Source organism: Pseudooceanicola sp. NS-SX9 (assembly GCF_057380705.1).
The window spans coordinates 249,019-274,260 of sequence record NZ_JBXXRN010000002.1 but is presented as its reverse complement, the minus strand read 5'-3'; the positions used below and the strand labels follow the sequence as shown (position 1 = coordinate 274,260).

At 66.7% G+C, this 25,242-nt stretch carries 21 protein-coding genes and 1 pseudogene; 18 read left to right on the top strand and 4 right to left on the bottom strand.

Annotated features, from left to right (window positions below; translation table 11 throughout):
• Window positions 1-301: 301 nt before the first annotated feature.
• A pseudogene (locus AC2ITM_RS18260) lies at window positions 302-1,326 on the bottom strand (IS110 family RNA-guided transposase).
• A 1,147-nt stretch (window positions 1,327-2,473) separates the two neighbouring features.
• Window positions 2,474-3,502 (bottom strand): LacI family DNA-binding transcriptional regulator, encoded by a 1,029-nt coding sequence (locus tag AC2ITM_RS18255; protein WP_486469562.1) that lies wholly within the window; start codon window positions 3,500-3,502, stop codon window positions 2,474-2,476.
• Between the two features lie 219 nt (window positions 3,503-3,721).
• Here AC2ITM_RS18255 and AC2ITM_RS18250 point away from each other — a divergent pair, with 219 nt between their 5' ends.
• From AC2ITM_RS18250 to AC2ITM_RS18205, 10 genes are all read left to right on the top strand, one after another.
• A complete protein-coding gene (locus AC2ITM_RS18250) occupies window positions 3,722-4,636 on the top strand; it encodes a LysR family transcriptional regulator (RefSeq protein ID WP_486469561.1) in 915 nt (304 codons plus the stop codon).
• Window positions 4,637-4,797: 161 nt separating this feature from the next.
• Window positions 4,798-5,865, top strand: a complete 1,068-nt coding sequence (locus AC2ITM_RS18245; RefSeq protein ID WP_486469560.1) for an ABC transporter substrate-binding protein — start codon at window positions 4,798-4,800, stop codon at window positions 5,863-5,865.
• 61 nt (window positions 5,866-5,926) lie between these two features.
• Window positions 5,927-6,736, top strand: coding sequence for an ATP-binding cassette domain-containing protein (locus tag AC2ITM_RS18240; protein WP_486469559.1), 810 nt, complete (start codon window positions 5,927-5,929; stop codon window positions 6,734-6,736).
• Window positions 6,737-6,763: 27 nt separating this feature from the next.
• On the top strand, window positions 6,764-7,969 hold the full coding sequence (locus tag AC2ITM_RS18235; protein WP_486469558.1) for a sugar ABC transporter permease: 1,206 nt from the start codon (window positions 6,764-6,766) through the stop codon (window positions 7,967-7,969).
• A 91-nt stretch (window positions 7,970-8,060) separates the two neighbouring features.
• The gene (locus AC2ITM_RS18230; RefSeq protein WP_486469557.1) at window positions 8,061-8,978 is read left to right on the top strand and encodes an intradiol ring-cleavage dioxygenase; all 918 of its coding nucleotides are present in this window, start codon (window positions 8,061-8,063) and stop codon (window positions 8,976-8,978) included.
• A complete protein-coding gene (locus AC2ITM_RS18225; protein ID WP_486469556.1) occupies window positions 8,975-9,853 on the top strand; it encodes a sugar phosphate isomerase/epimerase family protein in 879 nt (292 codons plus the stop codon). Before AC2ITM_RS18230 ends, AC2ITM_RS18225 begins: the two co-directional genes overlap by 4 nt.
• Window positions 9,854-9,877: 24 nt before the next feature.
• Entirely contained in the window at window positions 9,878-10,873 is a 996-nt protein-coding gene (iolG, locus tag AC2ITM_RS18220; protein ID WP_486469555.1) for an inositol 2-dehydrogenase, read from the top strand.
• An 18-nt stretch (window positions 10,874-10,891) separates the two neighbouring features.
• Window positions 10,892-11,977 carry a Gfo/Idh/MocA family protein gene (locus AC2ITM_RS18215; RefSeq protein ID WP_486469554.1) on the top strand — a complete coding sequence of 362 codons (1,086 nt, stop codon included), beginning with the start codon at window positions 10,892-10,894 and terminating at the stop codon, window positions 11,975-11,977.
• A gap of 73 nt (window positions 11,978-12,050) precedes the next feature.
• Window positions 12,051-12,350 (top strand): Dabb family protein, encoded by a 300-nt coding sequence (locus AC2ITM_RS18210; protein WP_486469553.1) that lies wholly within the window; start codon window positions 12,051-12,053, stop codon window positions 12,348-12,350.
• Window positions 12,351-12,383: 33 nt separating this feature from the next.
• The gene (locus tag AC2ITM_RS18205; RefSeq protein WP_486469552.1) at window positions 12,384-13,451 is read left to right on the top strand and encodes a maleylacetate reductase; all 1,068 of its coding nucleotides are present in this window, start codon (window positions 12,384-12,386) and stop codon (window positions 13,449-13,451) included.
• Window positions 13,452-13,946: 495 nt separating this feature from the next.
• Here the strand turns inward: AC2ITM_RS18205 and AC2ITM_RS18200 are convergent, their stop codons facing one another.
• Both AC2ITM_RS18200 and ggt read right to left on the bottom strand, forming a co-directional pair.
• Window positions 13,947-14,906: a 2-hydroxyacid dehydrogenase gene (locus AC2ITM_RS18200; protein WP_486469551.1), complete on the bottom strand. Its 960-nt coding sequence runs from the start codon at window positions 14,904-14,906 to the stop codon at window positions 13,947-13,949.
• Between the two features lie 9 nt (window positions 14,907-14,915).
• Window positions 14,916-16,583, bottom strand: a complete 1,668-nt coding sequence (gene ggt, locus AC2ITM_RS18195; protein ID WP_486469550.1) for a gamma-glutamyltransferase — start codon at window positions 16,581-16,583, stop codon at window positions 14,916-14,918.
• Between the two features lie 439 nt (window positions 16,584-17,022).
• Here ggt and AC2ITM_RS18190 point away from each other — a divergent pair, with 439 nt between their 5' ends.
• From AC2ITM_RS18190 to AC2ITM_RS18155, 8 genes are read left to right on the top strand one after another with little or no spacing between them, the layout of a single operon-like run.
• A complete protein-coding gene (locus tag AC2ITM_RS18190) occupies window positions 17,023-18,246 on the top strand; it encodes an urea ABC transporter substrate-binding protein (RefSeq protein WP_486469549.1) in 1,224 nt (407 codons plus the stop codon).
• Between the two features lie 8 nt (window positions 18,247-18,254).
• Complete coding sequence (locus AC2ITM_RS18185) at window positions 18,255-19,124, top strand: ABC transporter permease subunit (RefSeq protein WP_486469548.1); 870 nt, start codon at window positions 18,255-18,257, stop codon at window positions 19,122-19,124.
• Complete coding sequence (locus tag AC2ITM_RS18180) at window positions 19,124-20,128, top strand: ABC transporter permease subunit (RefSeq protein WP_486469547.1); 1,005 nt, start codon at window positions 19,124-19,126, stop codon at window positions 20,126-20,128. The genes AC2ITM_RS18185 and AC2ITM_RS18180 overlap by 1 nt, the downstream gene beginning before the upstream one ends.
• Entirely contained in the window at window positions 20,125-20,856 is a 732-nt protein-coding gene (locus AC2ITM_RS18175) for an ATP-binding cassette domain-containing protein (protein ID WP_486469546.1), read from the top strand. Before AC2ITM_RS18180 ends, AC2ITM_RS18175 begins: the two co-directional genes overlap by 4 nt.
• A complete protein-coding gene (locus AC2ITM_RS18170; RefSeq protein ID WP_486469545.1) occupies window positions 20,849-21,553 on the top strand; it encodes an ABC transporter ATP-binding protein in 705 nt (234 codons plus the stop codon). The genes AC2ITM_RS18175 and AC2ITM_RS18170 overlap by 8 nt, the downstream gene beginning before the upstream one ends.
• Window positions 21,554-21,556: 3 nt before the next feature.
• Complete coding sequence (locus AC2ITM_RS18165; RefSeq protein ID WP_486469544.1) at window positions 21,557-23,071, top strand: amidase; 1,515 nt, start codon at window positions 21,557-21,559, stop codon at window positions 23,069-23,071.
• Window positions 23,071-24,222 carry a transporter substrate-binding domain-containing protein gene (locus tag AC2ITM_RS18160; protein ID WP_486469543.1) on the top strand — a complete coding sequence of 384 codons (1,152 nt, stop codon included), beginning with the start codon at window positions 23,071-23,073 and terminating at the stop codon, window positions 24,220-24,222. Before AC2ITM_RS18165 ends, AC2ITM_RS18160 begins: the two co-directional genes overlap by 1 nt.
• Window positions 24,215-24,841 (top strand): ANTAR domain-containing response regulator, encoded by a 627-nt coding sequence (locus AC2ITM_RS18155; protein WP_486469542.1) that lies wholly within the window; start codon window positions 24,215-24,217, stop codon window positions 24,839-24,841. The genes AC2ITM_RS18160 and AC2ITM_RS18155 overlap by 8 nt, the downstream gene beginning before the upstream one ends.
• Window positions 24,842-25,242: the final 401 nt, after the last annotated feature.

The window sequence follows — 25,242 nt, the reverse complement described above, 5'->3', positions numbered from 1 at the left end:
CCGCCTGCGGTGATCGTCATCGCAGCCCCGGCCTTTGGGCCGAGGCTGTCATCTAATCGCATGTCATACTGCAGTACCTTTCCGCTGTTTGGGAGACATCCTGTGCGGGGAGCAGTGTCATCTTTGCGGTCGGCATATGCAGCCGGATGGTGGGACTTCGCGGAGAACCTTCCAATGTGTGGCGCGCATGTATCGGCTTGGACGGATCGGCTGGTGCAACAGCCTCGGCGGAATGGTTCTGGCCACGTCCCGGCAGGGACGTCCGGGTCGCGTCGAAAGTCGACGCGGAATTGGTTGCGGTTCAGACCACGGGGTCGGCTTGTCGTTGGAAAGTCTGACCGGATTTCAGCATCGTGTGCATGAGAACCGCCAGCTTGCGCGCCACTGCGACGACGGCGCGCTTGCAGCCGATCCGCTCCCTTGGCTTCAGGCCCCAGGATCTCAGCGCGCTGTCGACCGTGGTTCTGGTCAGCACCACGGTGGCCGCCTCGTAGAGCAAGCCCCCAGATGGGCGTCCCCGCGTCGGGAGACATGGCCGTCGTCGTCGACCTTGCCGGACTGATAGCGACGCATGGTCAGCCCTATCCAGGCAGCGACCGATCGGGAATTTCTGAAGTTCGCGGGATCTTCGATGGCCGTGGTGAAGGACATCGCGGTGATCGCTCCGATGCCGGGGATGGACATCAGCCGCCGGCAGGCCCCGTTACGCCGGGCGCGGCGCAGCAGCTGGCGCCCCAGTTCAGCGGCGCGACTGCGGACATTGATCCAGGCTTCCAGCAACGGCAGAAGGACATGTTCGAGGTTGCCATAACCTGCAAGGCGTCGCCGGACTTCCACCTCGAAATGGCCTCCCTTTGAGGCGGGCACGATCAGGCCGAAGGTCTTCATCAATCCGCGGATCTGATTGGAAAGCTCGGTCGAGACCCGAACCAGGCGCCGGCGTGCCGCGACCAGCCTGCGCGCCAGCATACTGTCGTAACTCTTCACGCGGACCTCGCGGTAGAAACCGATCTCGGCCGAATGGGCCAGGCCGTCGGCATCATTGGCGTCGGTTTTGTTCGGAGCCATGTCGAGCGCGGCCTTTGCATGTCTTGCGTCGATGCAGATCGCAGGAATGCCTTCGGCGCTCAGGGCGTGAAAGAACCAGACCGACAGCGGACCGGTCTCAAATACAACCCGCTTTGCATCCGGGGCGCGCCACCGAAGAACCGCCGCAATTGCACGTGGATCCGAGGTGCATTTGCCGCGCCAGACCCGTTGGCCGCCCCGGCGAACGGAGATTGCCGTCTCTTTCAGGGATACGTCCAAGCCGATATCGTCACGCATGGTTGTTCTCCATTCGATGTCTGGGCCCGGTGTCCATCGTGAGCCCGTATCCGCATCCTATCGGGGAACAACCACCGGCCCAAAATCCGCAAGGCACTATGGCTGCGGGCGACTCGCGCCCGCGATTACCCCATGTGAGGAGGATCCCCTCACCCCGGCCCGCCGGTGGTTCTGCCGCCTCGTCTAGACAGATCGGGGACCGGATCGTTCCAGCTTTTCACGGGCCCGCCAGCGATGGCGCTGAGACAGGGGTCTGTATCGGCCCCCGTTCAAGGACATGCTGGCGCGGGTGGCTGGGGCGCGAGGACAGCCGCTGCACCCGGGGCGATGTCAAGGGATGGGCTGTTCTGGCAGGCGGGCCTCGCGTGCCAAACGGCAATGCCGACAGCAATCCTGCCCCCGCCAAAGCGGCACAGGCCCTTCTTCGCCGGCCCCCCAACGATATGACCGATCCGTCTCACGCGGTCATCGTCGCGGCCAAGACCACCTTTCCAATCCGCCGTGCCGCAGTTGGGCCCCTGCGACAGGGGCCTGATCGTCCGACGGATCACTTGCCTCTGTCCCGCCAGCACCTGGCGGCCGATACGGGCCAAAGCTGCGGATATGCCCGGCTGGCGGGTCGAAGGGCGGGGCGGATCGGGCCCCATATCCCGGTGTCCGGCAAGTCCGAAGGGGTGCCACGGCCATTCCGGCGAGGGCCTGCAGCCTTACTCTCCAGGCCGGGGCCTGCACCTGTCCGGGCAGGATGACGACGAAGACATTCTGGCGAACCCTGCGCCAGGCACACATCGGCCCGATCAGGGACAATGCCCCGCGTCACGACACGGGCCGGTTGCATGGGCCGCGCCCGCCAGCAGCCCTCCGAAGCGAAATCTTCGCAAGCGCGCGAAACCGTTCCCGCAACAGGGCCGCCCGGGGGCCGGACATGCCGCCCGCAGCCACCTGGACCTGAGGCCGAGACAAGACCGTTACAACGGAAAACGCGGGGTCTGTCCGGTCGAGGCAGATCCGCCCCTTGGCCCATCAAGACAGTCAACCTTGGAAAACGCGCCGGGCCGCAGCACGGGCATATGGCGCCCAAGAAGGCCCCGCCATGCCCGAACAGGGGCGGCCTTCTGGTGCTGCGCATCCCTTCCGGGCCGTGTGATCAGCAATTTTCCGACAGCAGGATCCTGAAGGGAAACTCCTGCTTTTTGATCAATGCATCTTCGGCGCCTGTGGCCCATTCCGCGATCGCGGCGATTGCGCCGTCCATGATCTCGAGGCCGGGATGTTCGAGGATCACATGGACCCGTCCCGCCTTCAGCATCGCCCGGGTCGCGGCCGTAAGTTCGTTGCCGACGACAAGGATGTCCGGCCTGCGCGCGTCGCGCAACGCATTGACGGCGCCTTCCAACCCGCCACCGACAACGAAGATCCCGCGCAAGCGGCTGCCGGCCTTGCCCAGAAGCGTGGTCACCGCCCGCGCCGCACCCATGTCGCATTCGCCGCTGGAGAGGGCGGGCAGGACGCTCAGGCGGCTGTCCCTTTCCCTCAGGAACGCCCGGAAGCCTTCTTCCTCGACCCACTGATTGCGAAAGAAGGCGCCACCGTTCACCAGACCGATACAGCCCTCCGGGCCTGCCAACCTGGACATGAACCAGGCCGCCGTACGCCCAAGGTCGCTTTCGTTGCTTCCCACCACGCCCGGCGTCGCCGCACAGCCAAGCCCCGATATCACCGGCAGGACGGGGATGCCCCGGCGGTCAAGATCCTGGACAGCCGCATGAACCGTCGGGTGGTCGATGCAGTGGCAGGCGATGACGTCGCAACGCAGCGCCAGGTCCGACAGGGCGGCAACCGTGGCCTCGGGTTCGGGCCGGGACAGGTGCCGGGTGATGATCCGCGCCTGGATGTCGTGGCGTCCTTCCGCCGTGGCTGACGCACGCCGCGCCATGTCCAGAAAGGTGCGCCGGGTGCTGGCGTTCAGCAACAGGCCGATGCGGCAATGGGGGGCCCCTGTTCGCAAGCGGCTGCGGATCACGCCAGTGCCGTGAAAATTCACCTCGGCCGCGATTTCCAGGACATGTTCAATCGTTGCCCGCTTGACCGGCAGGCGTCCGGTCATGATGCGATCGACGGTCGACACGCTGACACCTGCGGCCTTTGCCAGTCCCTTGTGCGTGATGCGCTGCAATTCGGTCCCCGCGTCCTTGCAAGCCTGCGCATTGGCGCCTCGGCCCGGCCCGGGGCGCTCCATCCGGCCGGGCCCCCTCAGTGTCTTTCATTTTGACGCTTTCCGAAAGCGTTCTTCGGCCTTTTCTTGGCCGTGTGAAATTGCGTTGATCTAAGAGGCCCTCGTGATGCAACACAGGGGGCCCGTCGCCGGCGGGCCCCGCCAGGAGGGGGGCAGGGGGTGGATCGCTGGGCCGAGTTTCAGGTCTTCGTCAAGATCGCCGAGGCGCGCAGCATGACCCGCGCGGCCGAGGTGCTGAACAGCTCGACCTCGGGTGTCAGCCGCCAGCTGACCAATCTTGAAACCCGGCTGGGTGTGCGGCTGATCCAGCGCTCGACCCGGCAACTTAGCCTGACCGACGAGGGTGAACGCCTGTATGGTCAGGCCCGCGATCTGCTGTCCACCTGGGAAGAGGCCGAGGCCAATGTCCGCCTCGGGTCGCATCTGCCGACAGGGCGGCTGCGGGTGGGCGCTTCGCTGTCGTTCTCGCTGTTGCACCTGATCCCGGCGGTTGCGCATTTCCGCGCGCGCTATCCGCAGATGGCAGTCGAGATCGTGTCCTCGAACCGCTACTACGACATCATCGAAAACGGGCTGGATCTGGCGATCCGCCTGCGCCGGGTCGAGGCCGACAGCTCTATCACCATCCGCCGCATTGCAGAGACGCGCCGCCTGCTGGCCGCATCGCCCGACTATCTGCAGCGGCACGGTGTGCCGCAACATCCAGAGGATCTGCTGTCCCATGACCTGATCCTCTATTCGCTGGCGGACAACTGGAACGACCTGTTGTTCACCAGGGGCGCAGACCGCGTGAAGGTCGCCGTCGATGGTGCGCTGATCATGAACGACGGCCAGCTGATCTGCGCCGCCGCGCGGGCGGGGCTCGGCATTCTTGCCCAGCCCACCTATATCCTGCAGGCCGATCTGGACGCCGGGCGGCTGGTGCGGGTGCTGGATGACTGGGATCTGCCGCGCCTGACAATGAACATCGCCTATCCCAGCAAGTACTTCGTCCCGCTGCGCACGCGCCTGTTCATCGACTTCCTGGTCGAGGACTTCCGCCGCAACGGGTTCGAGGAACGGTGGACGGCATGACGCCCGCTTTTTGCAAATCCCGCAAGAATGTTTCCCGGACCGGGCCGTTAATCCCGCTTCGGGAAATTGTTAGACCCTTGCACAGGCGGACGGCGCGGTACCTTGGAGGGGGCCGCGCCACATGGATCAGCCGCCGAAAACTCTCTGGGAGGAGAATGGATATGAGGAAAACACTGGCCCTGGCCATCCTGTCGTCGACCGTCCTTGCCAGCGCATCGCTTGCTGCCGATACCAGCAAGGTGTTCTTCCTGCTGCCGAACACGACCACCATCCGGTTCGAAAGCCGCGATGCGCCGTTCTTTGTCGAGGCCATGAAGGACCGTGTGCCGGGCGCAACCGTGACCGTGCAGAACGCTCAAGGGGATCCCCAGCAGCAACAGCGCCAGATCGAGGATGCCATCGCCCAGGGCGCCGATCTGATCGTGCTGACCTCGGCCGATGCCAACCTTGTCGCCGGTGGCCTGGCCGCCGCCGAGGCGGACAATATTCCGGTCATCCTTTACGATCACGACGCGATCGGCGGCAAGGCCGATGCGCATGTGGTGTTCGATTCCCTCTCGGTCGGCCAGGCGCAGGGCCGTCGCGCCGCCGCGCTGATCGAGGCGATGGACAAAAGCCCGGTCAAGGTGGCGCGGATCAAAGGCAACCAGGGCGAATACGGCACCAGCCAGTATGAAAAGGGCCAGGACGAATTCCTGATGCCGCTGGTCAAGGCAGGCAAGGTCAAAATCGTCTGCGACCAGTACATCCAGAACTGGGATCCGACGCTGGCACAGGCCTTTGCCGAGGACTGCCTGACCCGCAATGGCGGTGATGTGGACCTGTTCCTGGGCATGAACGACGGCACCACCGGCGGCGCAGTGGCTGCGCTGATCAGCCAGGGCTATGCGCCGGGCGACAAGATCGTCACCGGTGGTCAGGACGCAACGGTCGAGGCGCTGCGCTATATCGCGCAGGGCTGGCAGGACAATTCGGTGCTGAAGGACCTGCGCAAGGAAGCCGACGCCGCCGCCGATGTCGCAGCGTCGATCCTGGCGGGCCATGGTGTGCCGGCCAAGCTGGTGAACGGCACGGTCAACAACGACTACATGGATGTGCCGGCGGTCTTGCTGCCGGTCAGCAACATCACGCGCGACAGCCTTGGCGATGTCGTGTCCGCCGGTGTCTGGACCTGGGCCGAGATCTGCCAGGGCATCGAAGACACCGAGGTCTGCAAACAGAACCACTAAGCCAAACCGCAGGCGGCGCACCCCGTCGCCTGCACCATCCATACACAGGGGAGGAACCACCATGACGGACATGAGTGCCGGTCGGGAAAGGCATGCCCAGACATCGGGCGCGGTGCCGCTGATCTCGATGCGCAACATCCACAAGAAATTCGGCTCGCTGCATGCGCTCAGGGGGGCGTCGATCGATGTTCACGCCGGCGAGGTCGTGGCGCTGGTGGGCGACAATGGCGCGGGCAAGTCCACGATGGTCAAGGTCATGGCGGGTGTCCACATGGCGACCTCGGGCGACTACGAATTCGAAGGCAAGCCGGTCAGGATCACGTCGCCGACAGATGCCAATGCCCTGGGCATCCAGACCGTCTATCAGGATCTTGCGCTTTGTTCGAACCTCGATGCGGTGCAGAACCTGTTCCTGGGCCGCGAACTGACCGGATCGGGTCTTTTCGGACGCCGCATCCAGCGCGCCGAATGCGAGGTCAGGGCGCGCGACGTGCTGAAGCGGATGCGCCTTGGCAACCTGTCCCTGACGCGCCCCGTCGGTGCCATGTCGGATGGTCAGCGCCAGAATATCGCCATCGCCCGGTCGATCCTGTGGACGCCCAAGGTGGTGATCCTGGACGAGCCGACCGCAGCACTCAGCCATTCCGCCGCCGAACAGGTGGCCGAGCTGATCCGCACACTGGCCGATCAGGGCCTGGGCATCGTCGTGGTCAGCCATGACATCCACAATTTCGTCGTCAACGCCACCGACCGGATCGAGGTCATGCGCCTGGGCGCAAACGCGGCCAGTTTCCGCACCGGCGATGTGACCGGCGAACAGGTCGTCAACGCCATGGTCGGCGGCAATGAAGGCGTCAATCTCGCGGGGTGACCGCAGCAGAAATCGGAGGAATTCCCCATGGCTGAAGCCATCACATCCGCGCCGCCGCTGGTGCGCCGCCGCAGCATCGGCGACCTTCTGGCCCGTGACCTGCGCGCGCTGCCCATCGTCATCGGCCTGATCGCGCTGTGGATCTTTTTCGCGGTGCAAAGCGACGTGTTCCTGACGGCGCGCAACCTGTCCAACCTTCTGGTGCAAAGCACCGTGGTCGGCATCATGGCCCTGGGCATCATGTTCGTGCTGCTGGTCAAGGAAATCGACCTGTCGGTCGCCGCAATCAACGGTGTGACATCCGTCTTCATGGCGAAACTGATTGTCGAGGCGGGCGTGCCCCCCTGGGTTGCGGTGCCCGTCGCCATCGGGCTGGGCGCCGTCATCGGCAGCCTCTCGGCCCGCTGGGTCACCTTTGTCGGCGTGCCATCCTTCGTGGTCACGCTGGGCCTTGGACTGGCGCTGAACGGTCTGCAACTGATCCTGCTGCCCGCAACGGCGCGCTACAGCCTGAACGGCACCGGGCTGGAAAAGATCGCATTGATCAACATCGACGGCATCTGGGCCTGGGTCGTGCTGGCCATCGGCATCCTCAGCTTTGCCGGGCTGGTGTTTTCCGAAGCAGCCAGCCGCACCAGGGCCGGGCTGGAAACGCCGGTGATGCGCGCCGTTGTCCTGCCCATCGCAGCCGCCGCGCTGTTTGGCGGCCTTGTCGTGGCGATCCTGTCGGCCCACAAGGGCATCCCGCTGGTGGTGCTGATCTTCGGCATCCTGCTGGGCCTCGGCGGCTATGTCCTGAAACAGACGCAATTCGGCCTGTACCTGTACGCGGTCGGCAACAATGAAGAAGCAGCGCGCCGGTCGGGGATCAAGGTTCACCGGATCAAGATGGTGGCCTTTGCCATCGCGGGCGGTGTCGCGGCGCTGGCCGGCGTGATCGCCGCCTCGCGGACCCTGGGGGTTGGCGTCTTTTCCGGCGGCGGTGTCGGCGGGGGCACGCTGCTGCTGGAATCCATCGCGGCGGCGGTCATCGGCGGGGTCAGCCTGTTCGGCGGACGCGGCTCGATCCATGCGGCGCTTCTGGGGGCGCTGGTCATCGGCACCGTCAGCAACGGTCTGAACCTCATGGGTGTCGAAAACGAAATCCGCCTCATCGTCACCGGCCTTCTGCTCGTCCTGGCTGTCTCCATCGACAAGCTGATCGAGAAGGCCACGGGTCAGCAAAGCTTCTGACCCATCCGGGCCCGCGCCAATGCTCCCTCCCGGCGCGGGTCCGACAGTTTCACGGGTGGCTGGGCGCCACCCTGCGCAAAGGACAGACGCCATGTTGCAGACATCAGACGCGCCGTTCGACGGCGGCTATTTCGAAGAGGAAAGATCGGCGGATGTGGTCAATTCCCGCATCGGTGACGGTGCCGACCCCCGCCTGAAGCAGGTCGTCAGCATCCTGACCAGACATCTGCATAACGCGGTCAAGGAAATCGAACCGACCCACGAGGAATGGTTCGCCGCGATCCGCTTCCTGACCGAGACCGGGCACATGTGCAACGACTGGCGGCAGGAATTCATTCTGCTCTCGGACGTTCTGGGGGTGACCATGCTGGTCGATGCGATCAACCACCGCCGCCCCTCCGGTGCTACGCCGAACACGATCCTGGGGCCGTTCTACATCGAGGGCGCACCGCATTACCCGAACGGGGCCAATATCTGCCTTGACCACAAGGGCACGCCGACGCTGGTGCGCGGGCGTATCCTGGACGTCGACGGCAACCCGGTCGCAGGCGCGCGGATCGACGTCTGGCAGACCAATGACGACGGGTTCTACGACGTGCAACAGCAGGGCGAACAGCCGGAATACAACCTGCGCGGCGTCTTTGCGTCGCAATCCGACGGGCGCTACTGGTTCCAGACGGTCAAGCCGCGCTTCTACCCGATCCCCGATGACGGCCCGGTGGGCAGGATGCTGGGCGACCTGCACCGCCACCCGAACCGCGCCGCCCACATGCATTTCATCGTCACCGCCGACGGCTATGACGAGATCATCACCCACATCTTCACACCCGACTGCCCCTACCTGAAGGAAGACACGGTGTTCGGCGTGAAGAAGGACCTGGTGGCCGAATTCCGCACCATCGACGACCCCGAAATGGCCGCCGCATACGGAATGGCGAACCCCTTCCTGATGGTGGATTGGGATTTCGTGCTGGCGGCCAAGGCCAAGGCAAACGGACAACAGTCATGAACATCAAGGATATCAGCCTCTGCGCATCCTACTGGACGGTTGCGGGCAACACCTATCCCGGCGCCCCGTCCGAGATCAGCCCCTTGTCCCTGGCCGAACGGGCCGAGGTCTGCGGGCGCACCGGCTGGCAGGGCATGGGCTTTGTCATGGATGACATCGAGGCGTCGATCGCCCGCTACGGCATGGCCGGGGTGCGCGGCATCCTTGCCGACAACAACATCCGCAATGTCGAACTGGAATTCCTGGTCGACTGGCACCTGACCGGCGACCGCCGGGCGCTGTCGGACCGGATGTATGCCCGGATGCTGGAGATCAGCGATGCCCTGGGTGTGGTCAAGATCAAGCTGGGCGGCGGCGTCTTTGAAACCGGGGCGCCCGACACCGGCGCCATGCGCGCGGCGCTGTTCGACATCTGCGAAAAGGCGAAGCCGCTGGGCATCGACATCGCGATCGAATTCCTGCCGTTTGCCAGCATCAACACCATCGACCGGGGGCTGGAGCTGTTCCGCGATCTGGGCGTGACCAACGGGGGGCTGCTGGTCGACACCTGGCATGTCGAACGCGGTGGCATGACGGCGGATGACATCCGCAAGATCCCGGCCGAATTCCTGCGCGCCGCCGAACTGGACGACGCGGGCCCCGAGGTGATCGGCGATCTGTTCAACGATTCCACCCATTACCGCAGGCTTTGCGGTGAAGGCTCCATCGACATCGCGGGCCAGATCCAGGCGATGCTCGACCAGGGCTATCGCGGCTATTGGGGGGTAGAGCTGATCTCGGCCTACCACCGCCACCTGCCGCTGGAGATGGCCGCGCAGCGCGCCTTCGACACCACCCTGCAACAGTTCGCCGCCGTGACCTTTCCGGCCGACTGACACGCATATCCAAGGACAAGACAGATGATCGGAATAGCAGTTCTTGGCGCAGGCCGGATTGGCAAGATCCATGCCGGCAACGTCGCCGCCAACCCCCGCGCCCGGCTGATCGCCGTGGCCGACCCCTTTGCCGAAGCATGCGCGCCGCTGGCCGCCAAGTACGGCGCCGAGGCCATGACCGACCCGATGGCCGCCATCGCCCGCGATGACGTGGACGCGGTGGTGATCGGCACGCCCACGGACACCCACATCGGCCTGCTGACCCGCGCGGTCGAACTGGGCAAGGCGGTGCTGTGTGAAAAACCCATCGACCTCGACCTGGGCAAAAGCACCGAGGCCGCAGCCCGGATCGAGGCGCTGAAGGGCCGGGTCATGCTGGCCTTCAACCGCCGCTTCGATCCGACCTTTGCCGAGGTGCGCCGCGCCATCGACGCAGGCCAGATCGGCGCGGTGCGCCAGGTGGTGATCTCCAGCCGCGACCCGGGCATGCCGCCCGAAGGCTATGTGAAATCGTCGGGCGGGCTGTTCCGCGACATGACGATCCACGATCTGGACATGGCGCGCTGGCTGCTGGGCGAAGAGCCCGTCAGCGTCACGGCGATGGCATCGCGCATCGTCGATGCGGAAATGGTCGGGAAATACGACGACTATGACACCGCCATGGTGATCCTGCAGACCGCCAGCGGCAAGCAGGCGCATATCAACAACTGCCGCGAGGCGGTCTATGGCTATGACCAGCGGATCGAGGTGCTGGGCGAAACCGGCATGCTGACCCATGACAACCTGCGCCCGACCACCATGCGCCTGACCACGGCCGACATGACGGACGCACAGCAACCGCTGCTGAACTTCTTCCTCGAACGCTACACCGCCGCCTACCGGGCCGAGATGGATGCCTTTGTCACGGCGCTGGCCGACGGCACGGCCCTGCCGACCACCGCCGCCGATGGCGTGCAGGCGCTGCGCCTGGCCGAGGCCGCGCTGCAATCCGTGCGCACCGGCCAGACCGTTTCCCTGTAATCCCAAGGAGAAAACCCCATGACCTATGCCATCGGCGCCGATACCCCGCTGGGGATTGCCTGCCTCGGGATCACCCATCCGCACACCTCGGGCCGGGTGAAGGCGTTCCAGCGCATGCCCAACGCCCGCGTTCTGGGCGCCTATGACGACAGCCCGCTTCTGGCGCCTTTCGTCGACGCAATGCAAATCGAGGCGCGCAGCAAGGAAGACATCCTGGCGGACCCCGCGGTCCATGCCGTGATGATCCACCCCAAAAGCTACCGCATGGCCGACTGGGCCATCGAGGCGATGGAGGCGGGCAAGGCGGTGCTGTGCGAGAAACCCGCCGGACGCGGATCTGCGGACACCGAACGGCTGGTAGAGACCGCCGAACGCACCGGCCAGCTGTTCCAGGTCGGCTATTGCTGGCGCTATGCGCCCTCGGTCGACAAGATGCAGGAGGTTCTGCAAAAGGGCCAGCTGGGCAAGATCGTGCAGGTGCGCGCCCATGCCGGCTGTTCCCACGGCGAGGCCGACACCGATCACATGCGCCAGCCCGGCGACATCGGCGGGGCCTTCTATGTGATCGGCTGCCACACCATCGACCGGCTGCTTCTGCACTTCGGGATGCCGAAATCGGTCAACGCACGGATCACGAAATTTCCGGGGCTCATGCCCGACGCCGCCCGCGAAGATGTCGCCGGGGCGATCCTGACCTATGACGACAAGATGATCACCGTCGATTTCATGTCCTGGGATCCGATGCCCTGGACCGAAAGCTGGGACATCACCGCCTATGGCACCGATGGTGTCATGTCATCCCGCCCGATGCCCGCAACCTACAGGATCTACAGCACCGGCAAGCACGGCCTGCCGATGGGCTGGACCGAATACAACGAAAATTCCTTCCCCGAGATCTGGGCCGTGCGCAAGACCGTTTATTCCCCCGAGATCGCCGAGATCGGCAACCCGGTCTACTTCGACCGCGAGGCGGCGGCCTTTGAACACGCGTTGCGCAGCGGGGCGCCGTCCAATGTGCCCGCCAGCCAGGCGCATAACATCAACCTGATCCTCGAGGCGCTGTTTGCCTCGTCCCAGCAGGGCGGGGCCGAAGTCACGCTCTGACCCGGGTCAATATCGGGCAGACCATCGCCCGCCCGCGTTTCGGGCAGGCGGTCACCACATCCGGGAGGACATCATGATCAAGCATATCGTCATGTGGAACATGGCCGGCGCCACCGCCGAGGAACGCACCCGTGCCGCCGAGCATCTGCGCGCCCGGTTCGAGGAAATCCGGGGCGAAATTCCGGGGTTGCTGCACCTGGAAGTCGGGTTTGACCACAGCCGCGTGGCATATGCCTGCGATGTCGTCCTCTACACGGAATTCGACAGCCAGGAGGCGCTGGACGCCTATGCCACCCATCCGGCGCATCTGCGGGTCAAGGACGCGCTTGGCGCATCCCGCATCGCCCGGCATCAGGTCGATTACCGCGTCTGAGATGCCCGGGCCAGACACGCATCATCAAAGGACATGTCCATGAAGGATTTCACCTATACCGCCCTGCCGTCCAGGGTGGTCTTTGGCCCCGGCAAGCTGGCCTCCGTCGCCGACGAGGTTGCAGCCATCGGCGCCAGCCGCGCGCTGGTCCTGTGCACGCCACCGCAGCGGGCGCAGGCCGAACAGGTGGCGGCCCTTCTGGGCGACCGGCTGGCGGGCATCCACGACGGGGCGGAAATGCACGTTCCCATCGAAAGCGCCCGCATGGCCCGCAGGCTTGCGCGGGACCTGGATGCGGATTGCGCCGTGGCGGTGGGCGGCGGTTCGACCATCGGCCTGGGCAAGGCCATCGCGCTGGACTCGGCGCTGCCGATCATCGCCATCCCGACGACCTATGCCGGATCCGAGATGACGCCCGTCTATGGCATCACCGAAAACGGTATCAAGACGACGGGCAAGGACGCGCGTGTCGTGCCGAAATCGGTCATCTATGACCCGGAACTGACCTATTCCCTGCCGGTGGGCATGTCTTTGGTCAGTGGCATGAACGCCATCGCCCATGCCGCCGAAGGGCTTTATGCCAGGGACGGAAACCCGGTGATGTCGCTGATAGCCGAAGAAGGCATCAGCGCGCTGGCCGCAGGGATGCCGGTGCTGCAGAGCCGCCCGGATGATGTCGGGGCGCGGTCGCAATGCCTTTATGGCGCGTGGCTGTGCGGCACGGTTCTTGGCCATGTCGGCATGGCCTTGCACCACAAGCTTTGTCACACGCTGGGCGGCAGCTTCAACCTGCCGCATGCCGAGACACATACCATCGTCCTGCCCCACGCGCTGGCCTACAACAGTCCCGCCGCCCCTGACGCCATGTCCCGCATCGCCCGCGCCATCGGGGCGGACGATGGTCCGGCGGGGCTGCACGCGCTGGCCCGGCAACTGGGTGTTCCGACGGCGCTGCGCGATCTGGGCGTTGCGGAGGCAGACCTGGATCGAGCTTGCGAAATCGCCCTTGCAAACCCCTATTGGAACCCGCGTTCCATAGAGGCGGCACCGCTGCGGGCCCTGTTGCAGCGGGCCTGGGAGGGAGCCGAGCCGCAGCCGTGAGAGGCCCCCGCATCTGGCGGGGTGCAGCGGCTGGCTTGCCGCCCGACGGGCCATGCAGCTGCCTGTGCGCGTCTGTCATCGGGCAGTCGCGCCCCGCTCGATTTCGCTTCGGACCTGGGGCGGTGCCTCTCATCGGGGTCACGTTTCCATGCGCCGTCTCATCTGGCCTGCCATGGCGCCGGCCCCTGCATGCCGGTGCCGGACCAGCGGCCGGGCGCCCTGCCAACTGTCGCGGACTGTTCCAGCCGCACAAGGCATCCACGCCATCCCCTACGGGCCCGTCGTGGTTTCGGCAGGCTTCAGATCATGGGGGACCTGATGACCATGGCAAAGCTTTGCGTCATCCCCCGGCATGCGGTGCCTGACCAGGGCAAGCTGGCGGGATACGGCCACGATCACGCCGCCGATCCGGCGATGGGTCTTCTCCGGATGCCACCGTCAGCCGCACACGGCCATCTGAACTGGCTGATGACCCAAATGTGCCGCAGACACGGCCTAGACCACCACGTCGATCTCCGGGGGCGGGGCCCCGGCTGCCACGGCCGAGAGGTTGGCGATCATCCGCCGCAGCGTATCGGCAAGGCTGTCGGCCGAGACCGCCCCCACATGCGGCGTCACGATCACCCGGTCGAGCCCCAGAAGGGGGTTGTCCGGGGGCACCGGCTCTTCGGCAAAGACATCGACGGCGGCGCCGCGCAGATGGCCCGACAGGACCGCCTGCGCCAGGTCGGCCTCGACCACCACGCCGCCGCGCGCCAGGTTCACCAGCAGCGCGCCGGGCTTCATCTGCGCCAGCCGCCGGGCGTCGATCAGGCCGCGGGTCCCCTCGTTCAGCGCGCAATGCAGCGACACCACGTCGGACCTGGCCAGCAGGTCATCCAGCGGGGCGAAGCGCACGCCAAGCGCGTGTTCCTCGGGGGCGGTCAGGGGGCTGCGCTTGGTATAGAGGACCTCGCAGCCAAAGCCCGCCAGCAGACGCGCCAGCGCCTTGCCGATATGGCCCAGCCCCACGATGCCTACCGTCTTGCCCGACAGCCGGTAGGATCCCGGCGCCAGTTCCGCCTTGCGCCAGTGTCCGGCCTGCAGCCCGACATGGCCGCGCACGATGTTGCGCTGCAGTGCCAGCATCATGCCCAGCGTCGTCTCGGCCACCGCCACCGCGTTCGAGCCCGTCGTGCGCAGCACCCGCACGCCATGGGCGCGCGCGGCGTCGCAATCAATGTTGTCATAGCCCACGCCCCATTTGTGCACCGCCCGCAGGCCGGGCGTGGCCATCATCGCGGCATCGACGGGGACGTCTCCGGTGATGGCGAAATCGGCACCCTGCAGTGCGGCGCGCTGATCCTCGGGCGCGCGCGAGGCGGCGGTCGCGACCTGCCAGCCGTGGGGCAGGAAGGCGCGGATCTGCTCCAGCCGTTCGGGGCGGGCGGGGTCCAGCATCACCAGGCGGATCATCGCGGCCCCCTAGAGCGCAAAGCGCACGCCGGGCCGCGCCAGGCCGCCGCCCAGGGCCGCCACCGTGCCGTCGGCGCGCCAGCAGGCGGCACCGGTCATCATGCCGTCGGGGCCGAAGGCGATGGCATTCATGCCGCCGCCGATATGGGGGACCACCCGGACCTCGTGGCCCATGGCCTGCAGGGCAGGCAGCAGGGGGGCGAAGGCGGGCTCGATCTCGACCGGGCCGCCTTGGGTCCAGATGCGGGGGGCCTCGACGGCCTCTTGGGGGCTCATGCCGTGGTCGATCAGGTTGAGGATCGCCTGCATCGCCGAGGGGAAGATGCGCACCGCGCCGGGCAGGCCCAGGGCGAAGGCGGGGCGGTCGTCCTTCAGCACGATCATCGGCGCCATGCTGGTGGGCACGCGCTTGCCCGGCGCGATCGACAGCGCCCGGCCGGGCGTCGGATCAAAGTTGCACATGTAGTTGTTGGGAATGATGCCGGTGCCGGGCACCATGAAATTCGCCCCGAACAGCCCGTTGATCGTATGGGTGGCGCTGACGATCATGCCGTCACGGTCGGCGACGGTGACATGGGTGGTGTCGTGGCTTTCGCGGCCCTCGGGGCCCAGAGGCGCCGCACCGCCGGTGTCGCGCAGCCGCGCCAGGCAATCGCGCGCATAGGCCTTGGAGGTATAAAGATCCACCGGCACATCGACGAAGGCCGGATCCCCCGAAGCCGCCCGGCGGTCCTCGAAGGCCACGCGCAGGACCTCGGCGATCAGGTGCAGCCCCTCGGGCGCGCCAAAGCCCATGCCCTTGATGTCAAAGTTTTCCAGCATGTTCAGCATCTGTGCCACATGCACCCCGGATGAGGCCGGAGGCGGCGGCCCGGCAATCCGGAACCCCCGGTAATCCGAAAAGATCGCCTCGCGTTCGATGGCCCTGTAGCCGGTCAGGTCATCAAGCGTCAGATAGCCCGCATCGGGGCCGCCGGTCTGCATCCGCGCGACCAGGGCGCGGCCCAGCTCTCCGCCGTAAAGGGCCGCGGCGCCGTCGCGCTGGATCAGCTCCAGGCTGGTGGCATAGTCGGGCATGGTCAGCCGCTCGCCCACCTTGGGCGCACAGCCGCCGGGCAGCATGACGGCGGCGATGGCGGGATCGGCGGCCAGGTCGGCGGCATGGGTCTGGATGGCGCCCTGCAGGTAATGCGTCACCGCAAAGCCGCGTCGCGCCAGGGCGATCGCAGGGGCGATCACATCGGCAAAGGGCAGGCGGCCGTAGCGCGCCTGCATCTGGCACCAGCCCGCCAGGTTGCCGGGCACCGCCACGGCCGAGGCGCCGATCAGGTTGCGCCGGTCCTTGGCGACCAGGAAGGTGGCATCTGGCACCTCGTCGGGTTCGTAGATCTGGTCGTGCATCCCGGCGGCGGCAGTGGCCAGGGCATCGACCACCACATGGCGCCCGTCGGGCAGGCGGATATGCGACACGCCCCCGCCGGCAATGCCAACCATCATCGGCTCGACCACAGTCAGCGCCAGCAGCGAGGCGACGGCGGCATCTACGGCATTGCCGCCCTCGGCCAGCACCTGCTGACCCGCGGCCGAGCCCAGCGGATGGTTCGTCACCACGACGCCACCGGCGCCCGAGGCGGGCTGTTTCTCGCAGTCGAAGGGCAGGGGGGCGGGATGCGGCATGGTCTTTCCTTGATCGTTTCCCGGGGCCGGTAAGGCAGCGCCGGTCCGGCCGAGCCTGACCCAGATCCCCGGCGATGTGCAAGGGTCGCCGGGCGGCAAAGCCCCGCCTTTGCGCCCGGGCGCCCGTTGCCCGGGCACGGCACCGTCTTCCGCCCCGGTGCGCCGTAACGGCAGCACAGGGGGGCTGCGGTTTTTCTTTACAGGTGGTTTTCCGGCTGCTACCGGTAAGGGGCTTCTGGCCGCGCCAGAGGCATCGGCCTGCCAAAAGAGCCAGGCCGCAAAGCGCCCGGGCCATGTCCCGGCCCCTTTCCCATAGTGCCATTCCGCTGCCGGCCCGCTGTGCCGGGGCCTGATGCCGTCCGCTGCCGTTCCGGGTACGTCCCCGGCGGTCCGGGCGATGGGAAAGTTGCGCCAAATCATCCCATCAGTGAGGTACGCAATGAACATCACCCGTCGCCAGACGCTGGGCCTGCTCGGCTCGGCCGCCGCCCTGTCCTGCCCCGGCATCCTTCGCGCCAAGGAGGCTCCGATCATCGTTTCGGGCCTTTACGACCTGTCGGGGGGCCTCGACGTCTATGGCAAGCCGATTGTCGACGCGCTGAAATACGCGGTGGCCGAGCAGAATGCCAAGGGCGGCCTGCTGGGCCGCGAGGTCCAGCTGAAGCTGTTCGACCCGCAGTCCAACATGCAGCTTTACGCCCAGTTCGGTCGCCAGACCGTGCTGGCCGACAAGCCCGCCGTGGTCTTCGGCGGCATCACCTCTTCCTCGCGCGAGGTGCTGCGGCCGATCATGCGCCAGTTCAAGACGCTCTATTTCTACGCCAACCAGTACGAGGGCGGCGTCTGCGACCGCAACATGTTCGCAACCGGCGTGACCCCGGGCCAGACCGTTGAAAAGCTGGTGAAATATTCCTGCGACACCTTCGGCAAGAAGGTCTATATCGTGGCGGCCGACTACAACTATGGCCAGATCACCGCCGACTGGGTGAAGAAGTTCACCGCCGACAATGGCGGCGAGGTGCTGGATGTCGAATTCTTCCCCCTCGACGTGACCGACTTCAAGACCTCGATTTCCAAGATCCAGGCGGCGAAGCCCGATTACGTCTGGTCGGCGCTGGTGGGGGGCGCGCATATCTCGTTCTACCGGCAGTGGCAGGCGGCGGGGATGCACGGGCAGATCCCGCTGTCCTCGACCACCTTCGCCGGCGGGAACGAGCATGTGATCCTCACGCCCGAGGAATGCAACGGCTTCATGGTCTGCCAGAACTACCTGCAAGAGCTGGACAATCCGGTGAACAAGGCCTTCGTCGCGGGCATCCACAAGATGTACGGCGCCGATTATCCCTATATCACCGAACTGGCGGCGGGCGCCTATCAGGGCTTCCAGCTGTGGGCCGCGGGCGTCGAGAAGGCCGGCACCCCCGAGCGCATGGCCGTGACCGAGGCGCTGGAAACCGGCATCGGCCTTGAGGGGCCCAGCGGTCACGTGCAGATCGACCCCAAGACCCACCACACGATCATGGATGTGCACATCGCCCGGGTCGAGAACCGCGGCCTTGAGCTGGTGCAGACCTTCCCCCAGCAGCCCCCCGCCGATACCGCGATGTCCTGCGATCTGCAGGCGCATCCCGACGACACCAAGCAATACGTCATCAGCTTCTGAGACCGGGCATGGATTTTGCTTCTCTTCTGACGATCGAGATCCTGGGATCTGCGGCCGTCCTGGTGCTGATCAGCATCGGGCTGGCCGTGGTCTTCGGGATGATGAAGGTCATCAACATGGCGCATGGAGAGTTCCTGATGATCGGGGGCTACATCGCCATCTATGCGACGAACCACCTTGGCCTCAGCTTCTGGCTGGCCTCGCTGGTGGTGGCGCCGCTGGGCGTGGGCCTGCTGGGGCTGGCGCTGGAATGGCTGGTGGTGCGGCACCTTTACGGCCGGATGCTGGACACGATGCTGGCGACCTGGGGCATCAGCCTGGCGCTGATCGGGGGGATGACGATGCTGGTGGGCAACACGACCACCGGGATCTCGACGCCGCTGCCCAGCGTCACCATCGGCGCCTATTCGGTCAGCGGCTATGGCATCTATCTGATCGGGCTGGCGGTGGCGGTCTTTGCGGGGCTTTACGCGCTTTTCAAATTCACGCCCTTTGGCCTGCAGGCCCGTGCCACCACCCAGAACCCCGCCATGGTCGAGGCGCTTGGCGGCAATCCGCGCCGGATCTATGCGCTGACCTTCGCGCTTGGCGCGGCGCTTGGCGGACTTGGCGGGGCGGCGCTGGCGCCCATCACCGGCGTGATCCCGACGATCGGGGCCACCTATATCGCCAAGGCCTTCATCACCGTCATCTGCGGCGGTGGCGCGGTGATCGCGGGCAACCTGTCGGCCTCGCTGCTGTTCGGCACCGTCGGGCAGGCCTTCACCTTCCTCTACACCCCGGTGATCGGAGAGGTCATGCTGCTGGTCGCGGCGGTGATCCTGATCCGCATCCTGCCCCAGGGCATCACCGGGCGCTTCTTCCGGAGGTCCATCTGATGACCCGTTCCCTGCAGGCCACGGGCCTTGCGGTGATCCTTGCGGCGGGCCTCTGGCTGCCGCAGGTGATCGAACTTTATACCATCTACGAGCTGACGATCTATGTCGTCATGGCCACCCTGGCGCTCAGCCTCGCGTTCATCTGGGGCAAGGGCGGCATCATGTGCCTGGGCCAGGCCAGCTTCTTCGGGCTGGGCGCCTATGCCTATGCGGTGGCGGCGATCAACCTTGGGCCGGGGCTGGCGGCGGTGGCGATCTCGGTCGCGGTGCCGGCGCTGTTCGCGGCGGTGCTGGGCTATTTCATGTTCTACGGCCGGATCAGCGACATCTACGTGGGCGTCATCACGCTGGCGGTGTCGCTGATCCTGATGAACCTGGTGAACTCGACCTCGGGGCCGCAGTACCATATCGGCGCGGCGCAGCTGGGGGGCTTCAACGGCATCACCGCGATCCCGACGCTGGCGGGCCCGGGCGGCACGCCGCTGGATCCGGCCGACATCTTCCGGCTGTCGCTGGTGCTGCTGGTCGTGTGCCTTGCGGGCATCGCGCTGTTCCTGCGCACCCGCCCCGGCAAGGTCGTCATCGCCATCCGCGAGAACGAGCACCGGGCGGAACTGCTGGGCTACAACGTGGCGCTGTCAAAGCTGCTGACCTTTGCCACCGGCGGCGCCATCGCGGGCCTTGCGGGCTGCATGTTCGTCAACTGGGGCGCCTTCGTCAGCCCGACGATCTTTGCCCTGGTGCAATCGGCGCAGATCATCATCTGGGTCATCGTCGGCGGCCGCGGCACGCTGGTCGGGCCGATCCTGGGCTGCATCGCGCTGCAATGGGCAACGACCCGTCTGGGCGCCCAGCAGGCCATCCAGGTCAATCTGGTGCTGGGCGTGGTGCTGACCTTCTTCGTGCTGGTGGTGCCCGCGGGCCTGGCGCCGCTTTTGGCCGGGCTGATCCGCCGGGTGATCCCGCGCCGCCCCGTTGCTGCCACAAAGGAGACCCGCGCATGACCTCCGACATCATCCTAAAGGCCGAGGGGCTGGGCATCAGCTTTGGCGGCGTCCATGCGGTCAAGTCAGTGGACTTTGCCTTGCGCGCGGGCGAACTGCGCTGCCTGATCGGGCCGAACGGGGCCGGCAAGACCACCTTCTTCCGGCTCCTGAGCGGCCAGTACAAGCCCACCCGCGGCACCGTCACCTTCCGCCGGCAGTCTCTGGCCGGGCTGCTGCCCTACCAGATTTCCCGGCTGGGCATCGGCATCAAGACCCAGGTTCCCAGCCTGTTCGACGGCATGAGCGTGGCCGAGAACCTGGAACTGGCGCTGCCCCGCCGCCTGCCCCGCCCCGAGGCCCAGACCCGGCTGGAGGAGGTCCTGGCCGACATCGGTCTGGCCGATCTGCGGGACCGCCCCTGCGCCGAGCTGGCCCATGGCCAGCGCCAGTGGGTCGAGCTGGGCCAGATCCTGGCTGCCCGTCCGGCGGTGGCGCTGCTCGATGAACCCGCCGCCGGCATGACCCATGCCGAAAGCCTGAAGACCGTCGCCATCATCCGCGACATCACCCGCCACAGCGCCGTGATCGTGGTCGAGCACGACATGGATTTCATCCGCCTGATCGGCGAGCGCGTCACCGTCTTCGAACAGGGGGCCGTCATCGCCGAGGGCCGCTTTGAGGACGTCGCCCGCGATCCGCGGGTGCGCGAAGCCTATCTGGGCCGCAAGGAGACCGCCGATGCTTGAGATCACCGCCCTCAATTCCGGCTATGGCCGGGTGCCAGTGCTGCGCGATCTGGGCCTGAGCGTCGGGCAGGGGGACTGCGTGGGCGTGCTGGGCCGCAACGGCATGGGCAAGACCACTCTGCTGCGCGCCATCATGGGTGAACTGCCCGCCTGGTCCGGCCAGATCCGCAAATCCGGCCAGGACCTGACCCGGGCCGCCACCCGCGCCCGCGCCCGCGCTGGCATCGGCTATGTGCCGCAGGGCAAGCAGCTGTTCCGAAACCTCAGCGTGCAGGACAACCTGCGTATGGGCTGCGTCAAGGATTTCTCCGGGGCGGGGGCGGAAATGGCCGCCGTTTTGCGCCTCTTCCCGCGGCTTGAACGGCTGCTGGAGCGTCAGGCGGGGATGCTGTCGGGCGGCGAACAGCAGCTGCTGGCGCTGGCACGTTGCCTCTGCGGGCGCCCCGACCTGATCCTGCTGGACGAGCCGACCGAGGGCATCCAGCCCTCGATCTGCGACGAGATCATCGACGTGTTGCTGGAGCTGCGGCGCACCCGCGGCCTGTCGATCATCCTGGTCGAGCAGGACATCGCCTTCCTGTGGCAGATCTGCGACCGGGTGCTGGCCATCGACAAGGGCAGCGTCGTGCGCACGCTGGACCCGAAGGCGCCCGGTTCGACCGAGGGCGCCAGGACTTTCATTGGGATCGAAGGGTAATCCATGACCATCCGCAAACCCGGCACGGCAGATGTCGCCGCTGCCAGCCTTCACTATGACCTGGGTCTGGACGCCCCCGCCATCGCGGCCTTCCGCGACCTGCTGGAGGGCGTGGCCGAGGATTACCGCATCGTCGACACCCTGACCGAGGATCTGCCGCCCGTTCGCTATCCGCGCACCCCCGGCCAGCGTCCCGCCCCCGAGGACAACCCCTTCAACGCCTGGTACATCCGCACCCGTGTCGAGGGCGCGCCCGAAGGCCCGCTGAAGGGGCTGCGGGTGGCGCTCAAGGACAACATTTGTCTGGCGGGCGTGCCGATGATGAACGGCGCCGACACCCTGCGCGGCTACACCCCCGAGATCGACGCCACCCTGGTCACCCGGATGCTGGACGCCGGCGCGGTGATCGAGGGCAAGGCGCAATGCGAATATTTCTGCGTCTCGGGCAGCAGCCACACCAGCGCGCTTGGTCCGGTGCCGAACCCGCATGATCCGGCGCGCTCGGCCGGGGGGTCGTCTTCGGGGTGCTCGGCGCTGGTGGCGGCGGGGCTGGTCGATGCGGCGATCGGCACCGATCAGGGCGGATCGGTGCGCATTCCCGCGGCCTATGCGGGCTTTGTCGGCATGAAACCCACCCACGGGCTGGTGCCCTATACCGGCCTGATGCCGGTCGAGATGACGCTGGACCATCCCGGCGTCATGGCGGGCAGCGTGGCCACCAATGCCCGCGTGCTGCAGGCCATCGCCGGCCCCGACGGTCTGGACCCGCGCCAGATGAACCTGCCCGAGGCCCGCGACTATACCTCGGATCTGGATCGGGGCTGCAAGGGTCTGCGCATCGCCGTCATCCCCGAGGGCTTCGGCTGGCCGAATTCCGAACCCTGCGTCGACGATGCCGTCCGCGCCGCCGCCGCCCGCTATGCCGATCTGGGGGCAGAGGTGGCGCAGGTCACGCTGCCGATGCACCGCAAGGGGCACGCGATCTGGACCCCCATCGCGGTCGAGGGCACGGTGCACCAGATGGAGGGGCTGAACTATGGCTCGAACTGGAAGGGGCTTTACCTTGGCTCGCTGATGCGGGCGCAGCGCGACTGGCGGGCCAATGCGGCGCTGTTCCCCGATGATCTGAAATCGGTGCTGCTGGCGGCGCATGTCTTCGGCACCCGCCACCACGGCGCCTATTATGCCAAGGCGCAGAACCTGGTGCGCCAGCTCAAGCGGGCCTATGAAACCGTGCTGGCCGATCACGACCTGCTGCTGATGCCCACCGTGCCGCTGCAGGCGCCAAAGCTGCCCGATCCCGATTGCGATCCGGCGACCTTCGTGGGCCGGGCGCTGGAAATGAACGCCAATACCGCCCCCTTCAACGCCACCGGCCTGCCCGCGATCAGCCTGCCTTGCGCGCGGGTCAACGGGCTGCCCGTCGGCATGATGCTGATCGGGCGGGACTTTGCCGAGGGGATGCTGTACCGTGCCGCGGCAGCCTTCGAGGCCGCCCATGACTGGAAGACCCTGTGATGCACCCGCTGACCTGCACGCGGGACGGCCTGCCCGTGGGGCTGCTGTTCTCGGAGATGAGCCCCACCGCTGCGGTCGAGGCCACCCAGGCCGCCGCGACCGAACTGGCCATCGAAGAGGTCAATGCCGCGGGCGGCATCAACGGCATTCCGCTGGTGCCCTACCGGGTGCCGGTGGGGCCGCGCCCCGCGGATTACCTGCGCGCGGCCGAGGCGCTGTGCGACCAGTTCGGCGTGCGCACCCTGTTCGGCACCCATATGTCGAATTCCCGCAAGGCGGTGTTGCCGATGATCGAGGGGCGTCAGGCGCTGCTGTTCTACCCGACCCTCTATGAAGGCTTCGAGTTCTCGACGCATTGCATCTACACCGGCGCGGCGCCGAACCAGAACTGCCTGCCGCTGGCGCGCCACCTGCTGCGCCACCATGGCCGGCGGGGCTATTTCATCGGCAACAACTACATCTTTGCCCATGAATCGAACCGCATCATGCGCGACCTCTTCGAACAGGCCGACGGAGAGATCCTGGGTGAAGACTACCTGCCCATCGGTGCCCCGCCCGAGGCGCTTTCGGCGGTGATGGCCCGGCTAGAGGCCGCCCAGCCTGATTTCGTCTATTCGACCGTGGTGGGCAGCGACACGATCCGGCTGCACCGGGCCTTTGCGGGCACCACCTTGCGGGCGCGCGGGGTGCCGATTGCCAGCCTGGCGACCAACGAATCCGATCTGGCGCGGATGGGCTCGGACCTGGCCGAGGGCGCGATTGCCGCCGCCCCCTATTTCCAGACCCTCGACACGCCCGCCAGCCGCGCCTTCGTGGCCGGGATGCAGGGCCGGTTCGGCGATGCGATGGCCGTCACCTCGGGGGCCGAGGCCGCCTATTTCCAGGTCCACCTGTTTGCCGCCGCCGCACGGCGTTGCGGCACGCTGGCGCTGGAACGGGTGCGCGAGGCGCTTTGGGACGTGACCCATGAGGCACCCGAAGGCCCGGTGCGGCTGGACCGTTCGACGCATCACACCCACCTCTGGCCGCGGGTGGCGCAGGCCGATGCCGGGGGGCGCTTCCGGGTGCTGGAAAGCGCCGCCCAAAGCGTGCGCCCCGAACCCTACATGGTCGACCACTGCATCGAGGAACGCCCGACCGAAGATGTCTAGCGCGCGCCGCAAACCCCGTATCAGCGAACTGAAGGGGACCCGCGTGCTGGTCCTGCTGCCCCCCGGCGACGAAGCCGAGGGGCTGGTGACGCACCTCATTCGGATCGGCTGCCTGCCACGGCTGGAATGGCCGATCCCCGCCCGCCTGCCCGAGGACACCGACGTGGCCATCGTCACCGTCGAGGCCGATGCCCGCGAAGAGGTCCGCCGCCTGATCCAGAACCTGACCGAGCGCAGCCCGCCCACCATCGCACTGACCGGCTACGAGGATCCCTCGACGTTGCAGCTGGTGCTGGAACTGGGGGCTTCGGCGGTGATCGAGCGGCCGATCAAGCCCTTCGGGCTGCTGACAAACCTGATGATCAGCCGCGAAGCCTGGCGCCGCCGCCAGGCCGATGCCCGCCGCATCGCCGAGGCCGAGGCACAATCCCTGGGCCTGAGCGTGATGCAGGTGGCCAAGCTGATCCTGTGCCACCGCGACGGCATCGAGATGGCCGAGGCCCACCGCCTTCTGCAGCGCCGCGCGATGAACGGCCGCCGCCCCGTCGAGGCCGTGGCGCAAGAACTGATCGTCGCCCAGCCGGGGCTGGCGCTGCGGCTGGGTGATCCGCAGGACTGACGGGGATCCGCCCCCGATGGCGTGGCAATGACCCTCGCGGCCGTCCTCGCCATCGATGACGCCTGCAGGGTGCAGTGCGCTACTGTTCTGGCAGCAGGCGCCTTCCATCGCCGGATCGACGCTGTGGGCGTGGTCATCGGTCGGCAGGCCAAAGGTGGTTGTCGACATGCCGGACCCCGTGATCGTGCCGGACACCGGCAGCGGGCCGTCCAGATCGGTGCTAAGGTCGTTGGTCTCGTCGCTGTAGATCCCGAAATTCGATACCGTCCCCGAGGTCGTCGAGGCGTCGAAATCGGCAGTGATCGCCAGCGAGCCCGGGGCATTGAAGATGCCGCCTTCCCTCTCAGGCCCGATGCCTAGGTTGCCCAAGAGGGCGGCGCTGGCGTCGGGCAGGGTTTCGG

Coding starts and splice junctions, on each gene's coding strand:
- AC2ITM_RS18225 (WP_486469556.1), top strand. CDS start 8,975: ATGAACATCAAGGATATCAGCCTCTGCGCATCCTACTGGACGGTTGCG.
- AC2ITM_RS18205 (WP_486469552.1), top strand. CDS start 12,384: ATGTCCATGAAGGATTTCACCTATACCGCCCTGCCGTCCAGGGTGGTC.
- AC2ITM_RS18165 (WP_486469544.1), top strand. CDS start 21,557: ATGACCATCCGCAAACCCGGCACGGCAGATGTCGCCGCTGCCAGCCTT.
- AC2ITM_RS18155 (WP_486469542.1), top strand. CDS start 24,215: ATGTCTAGCGCGCGCCGCAAACCCCGTATCAGCGAACTGAAGGGGACC.
- AC2ITM_RS18240 (WP_486469559.1), top strand. CDS start 5,927: ATGACGGACATGAGTGCCGGTCGGGAAAGGCATGCCCAGACATCGGGC.
- AC2ITM_RS18190 (WP_486469549.1), top strand. CDS start 17,023: ATGAACATCACCCGTCGCCAGACGCTGGGCCTGCTCGGCTCGGCCGCC.
- ggt (WP_486469550.1), bottom strand. CDS start 16,583: ATGCCGCATCCCGCCCCCCTGCCCTTCGACTGCGAGAAACAGCCCGCC.
- iolG (WP_486469555.1), top strand. CDS start 9,878: ATGATCGGAATAGCAGTTCTTGGCGCAGGCCGGATTGGCAAGATCCAT.
- AC2ITM_RS18215 (WP_486469554.1), top strand. CDS start 10,892: ATGACCTATGCCATCGGCGCCGATACCCCGCTGGGGATTGCCTGCCTC.
- AC2ITM_RS18170 (WP_486469545.1), top strand. CDS start 20,849: ATGCTTGAGATCACCGCCCTCAATTCCGGCTATGGCCGGGTGCCAGTG.
- AC2ITM_RS18230 (WP_486469557.1), top strand. CDS start 8,061: ATGTTGCAGACATCAGACGCGCCGTTCGACGGCGGCTATTTCGAAGAG.
- AC2ITM_RS18180 (WP_486469547.1), top strand. CDS start 19,124: ATGACCCGTTCCCTGCAGGCCACGGGCCTTGCGGTGATCCTTGCGGCG.
- AC2ITM_RS18210 (WP_486469553.1), top strand. CDS start 12,051: ATGATCAAGCATATCGTCATGTGGAACATGGCCGGCGCCACCGCCGAG.
- AC2ITM_RS18160 (WP_486469543.1), top strand. CDS start 23,071: ATGCACCCGCTGACCTGCACGCGGGACGGCCTGCCCGTGGGGCTGCTG.
- AC2ITM_RS18185 (WP_486469548.1), top strand. CDS start 18,255: ATGGATTTTGCTTCTCTTCTGACGATCGAGATCCTGGGATCTGCGGCC.
- AC2ITM_RS18175 (WP_486469546.1), top strand. CDS start 20,125: ATGACCTCCGACATCATCCTAAAGGCCGAGGGGCTGGGCATCAGCTTT.
- AC2ITM_RS18200 (WP_486469551.1), bottom strand. CDS start 14,906: ATGATCCGCCTGGTGATGCTGGACCCCGCCCGCCCCGAACGGCTGGAG.
- AC2ITM_RS18235 (WP_486469558.1), top strand. CDS start 6,764: ATGGCTGAAGCCATCACATCCGCGCCGCCGCTGGTGCGCCGCCGCAGC.
- AC2ITM_RS18245 (WP_486469560.1), top strand. CDS start 4,798: ATGAGGAAAACACTGGCCCTGGCCATCCTGTCGTCGACCGTCCTTGCC.